Origin of the sequence: Streptococcus mitis (assembly GCF_002005545.1) — a bacterium.
Classification (GTDB): domain Bacteria; phylum Bacillota; class Bacilli; order Lactobacillales; family Streptococcaceae; genus Streptococcus; species Streptococcus mitis_I.
Map to the genome: position 1 here is coordinate 1 of NZ_LBMT01000002.1, position 4,933 is coordinate 4,933.

1 tRNA gene and 3 rRNA genes are annotated in these 4,933 nt (G+C 50.0%); all 4 read right to left on the reverse strand.

From position 1 onward, the window contains the following. Window positions 1–114 (reverse strand): 5S ribosomal RNA (rrf, locus tag QS39_RS10510); the annotation flags it as partial. A 76-nt stretch (window positions 115–190) separates the two neighbouring features. Continuing rightward, a 23S ribosomal RNA gene (locus QS39_RS10515) occupies window positions 191–3,091 on the reverse strand. A 124-nt stretch (window positions 3,092–3,215) separates the two neighbouring features. Continuing rightward, a tRNA-Ala gene (locus QS39_RS10520) sits at window positions 3,216–3,288 on the reverse strand. A 51-nt stretch (window positions 3,289–3,339) separates the two neighbouring features. After that, window positions 3,340–4,885: ribosomal RNA gene (locus tag QS39_RS10525) — 16S ribosomal RNA — on the reverse strand. Between the last annotated feature and the right edge of the window lie 48 nt (window positions 4,886–4,933).

Sequence of the window (4,933 nt, forward strand, 5' to 3'; positions counted from 1 at the left end):
TAAGCGACTTCCATATCTCACAGGGGGCAACCCCCAACTACTTCCGGCGTTCTAGGGCTTAACTTCTGTGTTCGGCATGGGTACAGGTGTATCTCCTAGGCTATCGTCACTTAACTCTGAGTAATACCTACTCAAAATTGAATATCTATTCAAATCAAGAAAACCTCTCGCTTTCATATTCTCAGTTACTTTGGATAAGTCCTCGAGCTATTAGTATTAGTCCGCTACATGTGTCGCCACACTTCCACTTCTAACCTATCTACCTGATCATCTCTCAGGGCTCTTACTGATATAAAATCATGGGAAATCTCATCTTGAGGTGGGTTTCACACTTAGATGCTTTCAGCGTTTATCCCTTCCCTACATAGCTACCCAGCGATGCCTTTGGCAAGACAACTGGTACACCAGCGGTAAGTCCACTCTGGTCCTCTCGTACTAGGAGCAGATCCTCTCAAATTTCCTACGCCCGCGACGGATAGGGACCGAACTGTCTCACGACGTTCTGAACCCAGCTCGCGTGCCGCTTTAATGGGCGAACAGCCCAACCCTTGGGACCGACTACAGCCCCAGGATGCGACGAGCCGACATCGAGGTGCCAAACCTCCCCGTCGATGTGAACTCTTGGGGGAGATAAGCCTGTTATCCCCAGGGTAGCTTTTATCCGTTGAGCGATGGCCCTTCCATACGGAACCACCGGATCACTAAGCCCGACTTTCGTCCCTGCTCGAGTTGTAGCTCTCGCAGTCAAGCTCCCTTATACCTTTACACTCTGCGAATGATTTCCAACCATTCTGAGGGAACCTTTGGGCGCCTCCGTTACCTTTTAGGAGGCGACCGCCCCAGTCAAACTGCCCGTCAGACACTGTCTCCGATAGGGATCACCTATCCGGGTTAGAGTGGCCATAACACAAGGGTAGTATCCCAACAACGTCTCCTTCGAAACTGGCGTCCCGATCTCTTAGACTCCTACCTATCCTGTACATGTGGTACAGACACTCAATATCAAACTGCAGTAAAGCTCCATGGGGTCTTTCCGTCCTGTCGCGGGTAACCTGCATCTTCACAGGTACTAAAATTTCACCGAGTCTCTCGTTGAGACAGTGCCCAAATCATTACGCCTTTCGTGCGGGTCGGAACTTACCCGACAAGGAATTTCGCTACCTTAGGACCGTTATAGTTACGGCCGCCGTTTACTGGGGCTTCAATTCATACCTTCGCTTGCGCTAAGCACTCCTCTTAACCTTCCAGCACCGGGCAGGCGTCACCCCCTATACATCATCTTACGATTTAGCAGAGAGCTGTGTTTTTGATAAACAGTTGCTTGGGCCTATTCACTGCGGCTGACTTAAAGTCAGCACCCCTTCTCCCGAAGTTACGGGGTCATTTTGCCGAGTTCCTTAACGAGAGTTCTCTCGCTCACCTGAGGCTACTCGCCTCGACTACCTGTGTCGGTTTGCGGTACGGGTAGAGTATGTTTAAACGCTAGAAGCTTTTCTTGGCAGTGTGACGTCACTAACTTCGCTACTAAACTTCGCTCCCCATCACAGCTCAATGTTATAGATATAAGCATTTAACTCATATCACACCTCACTGCTTAGACAGACTCTTCCAATCGTCTGCTTTAGTTAGCCTACTGCGTCCCTCCATCACTACATACTCTAGTACAGGAATATCAACCTGTTGTCCATCGGATACACCTTTCGGTCTCTCCTTAGGTCCCGACTAACCCAGGGCGGACGAGCCTTCCCCTGGAAACCTTAGTCTTACGGTGGACAGGATTCTCACCTGTCTTTCGCTACTCATACCGGCATTCTCACTTCTATGCGTTCCAGCACTCCTCACGGTACACCTTCTTCACACATAGAACGCTCTCCTACCATACCTATAAAGGTATCCACAGCTTCGGTAAATTGTTTTAGCCCCGGTACATTTTCGGCGCAGGGTCACTCGACTAGTGAGCTATTACGCACTCTTTGAATGAATAGCTGCTTCTAAGCTAACATCCTAGTTGTCTGTGCAACCCCACATCCTTTTCCACTTAACAATTATTTTGGGACCTTAGCTGGTGGTCTGGGCTGTTTCCCTTTCGACTACGGATCTTAGCACTCGCAGTCTGACTGCCGACCATAATTCATTGGCATTCGGAGTTTATCTGAGATTGGTAATCCGGGATGGACCCCTCACCCAAACAGTGCTCTACCTCCAAGAATCTTAATGTCGACGCTAGCCCTAAAGCTATTTCGGAGAGAACCAGCTATCTCCAAGTTCGTTTGGAATTTCTCCGCTACCCACAAGTCATCCAAGCACTTTTCAACGTGCCCTGGTTCGGTCCTCCAGTGCGTCTTACCGCACCTTCAACCTGCTCATGGGTAGGTCACATGGTTTCGGGTCTACGTCATGATACTAATTCGCCCTATTCAGACTCGGTTTCCCTACGGCTCCGTCTCTTCAACTTAACCTCGCATCATAACGTAACTCGCCGGTTCATTCTACAAAAGGCACGCTCTCACCCATTAACGGGCTCGAACTTGTTGTAGGCACACGGTTTCAGGTTCTATTTCACTCCCCTCCCGGGGTGCTTTTCACCTTTCCCTCACGGTACTGGTTCACTATCGGTCACTAGGGAGTATTTAGGGTTGGGAGATGGTCCTCCCAGATTCCGACGGGATTTCTCGTGTCCCGCCGTACTCAGGATACTGCTAGGTACAAAGACTATTTTAAATACGAGGCTATTACTCTCTTTGGCTGATCTTCCCAAATCATTCTTCTATAATCTTTGAGTCCACATTGCAGTCCTACAACCCCGAAGAGTAAACTCTTCGGTTTGCCCTTCTGCCGTTTCGCTCGCCGCTACTAAGGCAATCGCTTTTGCTTTCTCTTCCTGCAGCTACTTAGATGTTTCAGTTCACTGCGTCTTCCTCCTCACATCCTTAACAGATGCGGGTAACAGGTAGTACCTGTTGGGTTCCCCCATTCGGAAATCCCTGGATCATCGCTTACTTACAGCTACCCAAGGCATATCGTCGTTTGTCACGTCCTTCTTCGGCTCCTAGTGCCAAGGCATCCACCGTGCGCCCTTATTAACTTAACCTTATTTTTTGACCTTTCAGTCATAAACTCTTATTAATACTACAGCGTTTTCGGTTTATTTTCTTGTTACTATTTGATATAGATATTCAATTTTCAATGTGCATTACTTGGTGATCTCTCACCAATGGAGCCTAGCGGGATCGAACCGCTGACCTCCTGCGTGCAAAGCAGGCGCTCTCCCAGCTGAGCTAAGGCCCCACAAGACCTCTCAAGACTAAACAAGACCAATGCGCAGTTCCTTATCCTTAGAAAGGAGGTGATCCAGCCGCACCTTCCGATACGGCTACCTTGTTACGACTTCACCCCAATCATCTATCCCACCTTAGGCGGCTGGCTCCTTACGGTTACCTCACCGACTTCGGGTGTTACAAACTCTCGTGGTGTGACGGGCGGTGTGTACAAGGCCCGGGAACGTATTCACCGCGGCGTGCTGATCCGCGATTACTAGCGATTCCGACTTCATGTAGGCGAGTTGCAGCCTACAATCCGAACTGAGACTGGCTTTAAGAGATTAGCTTGCCGTCACCGGCTTGCGACTCGTTGTACCAGCCATTGTAGCACGTGTGTAGCCCAGGTCATAAGGGGCATGATGATTTGACGTCATCCCCACCTTCCTCCGGTTTATTACCGGCAGTCTCGCTAGAGTGCCCAACTGAATGATGGCAACTAACAATAGGGGTTGCGCTCGTTGCGGGACTTAACCCAACATCTCACGACACGAGCTGACGACAACCATGCACCACCTGTCACCTCTGTCCCGAAGGAAATCTCTATCTCTAGAGAGGTCAGAGGGATGTCAAGACCTGGTAAGGTTCTTCGCGTTGCTTCGAATTAAACCACATGCTCCACCGCTTGTGCGGGCCCCCGTCAATTCCTTTGAGTTTCAACCTTGCGGTCGTACTCCCCAGGCGGAGTGCTTAATGCGTTAGCTGCGGCACTAAACCCCGGAAAGGGTCTAACACCTAGCACTCATCGTTTACGGCGTGGACTACCAGGGTATCTAATCCTGTTTGCTCCCCACGCTTTCGAGCCTCAGCGTCAGTTACAAGCCAGAGAGCCGCTTTCGCCACCGGTGTTCCTCCATATATCTACGCATTTCACCGCTACACATGGAATTCCACTCTCCCCTCTTGCACTCAAGTTAAACAGTTTCCAAAGCGTACTATGGTTAAGCCACAGCCTTTAACTTCAGACTTATCTAACCGCCTGCGCTCGCTTTACGCCCAATAAATCCGGACAACGCTCGGGACCTACGTATTACCGCGGCTGCTGGCACGTAGTTAGCCGTCCCTTTCTGGTAAGATACCGTCACAGTGTGAACTTTCCACTCTCACACCCGTTCTTCTCTTACAACAGAGCTTTACGATCCGAAAACCTTCTTCACTCACGCGGCGTTGCTCGGTCAGACTTCCGTCCATTGCCGAAGATTCCCTACTGCTGCCTCCCGTAGGAGTCTGGGCCGTGTCTCAGTCCCAGTGTGGCCGATCACCCTCTCAGGTCGGCTATGTATCGTCGCCTTGGTGAGCCGTTACCCCACCAACTAGCTAATACAACGCAGGTCCATCTGGTAGTGATGCAATTGCACCTTTTAAGCAAATGTCATGCAACATCTACTGTTATGCGGTATTAGCTATCGTTTCCAATAGTTATCCCCCGCTACCAGGCAGGTTACCTACGCGTTACTCACCCGTTCGCAACTCATCCAGAGAAGCAAGCTCCTCCTTCAGCGTTCTACTTGCATGTATTAGGCACGCCGCCAGCGTTCGTCCTGAGCCAGGATCAAACTCTCATTAAAAGTTTGAGTTCTCACTCATTTCTGTCACTGACAGATTTATTGTTTTTT